Here is a 1,536-nt window from a genome sequence, read left to right on the forward strand (position 1 = left end):
CAGCGGGTGCAGGCGCGGCGGCGGGAGCCGGCGCCGCGGCGGCCGCGCCGCCTGCTGCCGCCTCGACCAGCGCGATTACCGTACCCTGCGAAACCTTGTCGCCCGGCTTGATGCGCACTTCCTTGACGGTGCCGGCGGTGTCGCTCGGCACTTCCATCGACGCCTTGTCGGATTCGAGCGTCAGCAGCGACTGCTCCTGCTCGATGACGTCGCCCGGTTTGATATTGACTTCGATGACGTCGACGTCCTTGAAGTCACCGATGTCCGGCACTTTTACTTCGACGAGACTCATAGTGTCCCCTTCTCCTGTTGATCGTGATGAGCGGAGAACTCGCAACATTCGGTCGGACAGGCGCCACAAGCACGGACAGAATCATCCTTTGCCGTCCGCCCAAGGACGCGCCTTTCTTTTGCCTACTTTTCTTTGGAAGACAAAGAAAAGTAGGTGCCGCCCCGCACAGGGGCGACGCCAATAGACCGTCATGAAAGCAAGTTCAACGAGAGACGCGGATCACAGACAACACGCCCGCGCCCCGCGCACCTCACCACATCAAAGAATCACACGCCGGAAATCGGCAAGAATCGAACCCAGGTACGCGTTGAAGCGCGCGGCTTCCGCTCCGTCGATCACGCGATGGTCGTACGATAGCGACAGCGGCATGGTCAGGCGCGGCACGAACTGCTTGCCGTCCCACACCGGCTTCATCGCGCTGCGCGACAGACCGAGAATCGCGACTTCGGGCGCATTGATGATCGGCGTGAAATGCGTGCCGCCAATGCCGCCCAGCGACGAGATCGAGAAGCAGCCGCCCTGCATCTGGTCCGGCTTCAGCTTGCCTTCGCGCGCGGCCTTCGACAGATCGGCCATTTCCTTCGCGATGTCGACGAGACCCTTCTTGTCCGCGTCGCGAATCACCGGAACGACGAGGCCGTTCGGCGTGTCCGCGGCGAAACCGATGTGGTAGTACTGCTTGAACACCAGGTTGTCGCCGTCGAGGCTCGCGTTGAACGTCGGGAATTTCTTCAGGGCCGCCACGCAGGCCTTGATCACGAACGCGAGCATCGTGAACTTGACGCCCGCCTTTTCGTTCTCCTTGTTCAGCTTCACGCGCAGCGCTTCGAGCTCGGTGATGTCCGCTTCGTCGTTATTCGTGACGTGCGGAATCATGACCCAGTTGCGATGCAGGTTCGCGCCCGAAATCTTCTTGATGCGCGAGAGCGGCTTCGGATCGACCGGGCCGAACTTCGTGAAGTCGACCTTCGGCCACGGCAGCAGGTTCAGCTCGCCGCCGCTCGCCGGCGCGGCCGCGCCAGCCGGCGCCGCGCGCTGGCCCGTCATCACGCCCTTCACGAACGCGGTCACGTCGGCCTGGGTGATGCGGCCCTTCGGACCCGAGCCCTTCACCTGGCCGACGTCGACGCCGAGTTCGCGCGCGAACTTGCGCACCGACGGCGACGCGTGGCTCGGCAGGCGCGAACCGCCCTCGCCGGCCGGGATCGACGGCGCCTGCGCGAGCGCGGACGGCGCGACCGGAG

2 protein-coding genes are annotated in these 1,536 nt (G+C 64.3%); both read right to left on the bottom strand.

Annotated features, from left to right (window positions below; translation table 11 throughout):
- On the bottom strand, nucleotides 1-292 hold a 292-nt coding region (locus tag G3N58_RS33765; protein WP_346778323.1), incomplete at its 3' end, for a biotin/lipoyl-containing protein.
- Between the two features lie 258 nt (nucleotides 293-550).
- Nucleotides 551-1,536: dihydrolipoyllysine-residue acetyltransferase (locus tag G3N58_RS33770; protein WP_206001361.1), on the bottom strand; the 986-nt coding region annotated here is incomplete at its 5' end.

It is taken from the genome of Paraburkholderia sp. Ac-20342 (assembly GCF_017104985.1).
Taxonomy (GTDB): domain Bacteria; phylum Pseudomonadota; class Gammaproteobacteria; order Burkholderiales; family Burkholderiaceae; genus Paraburkholderia.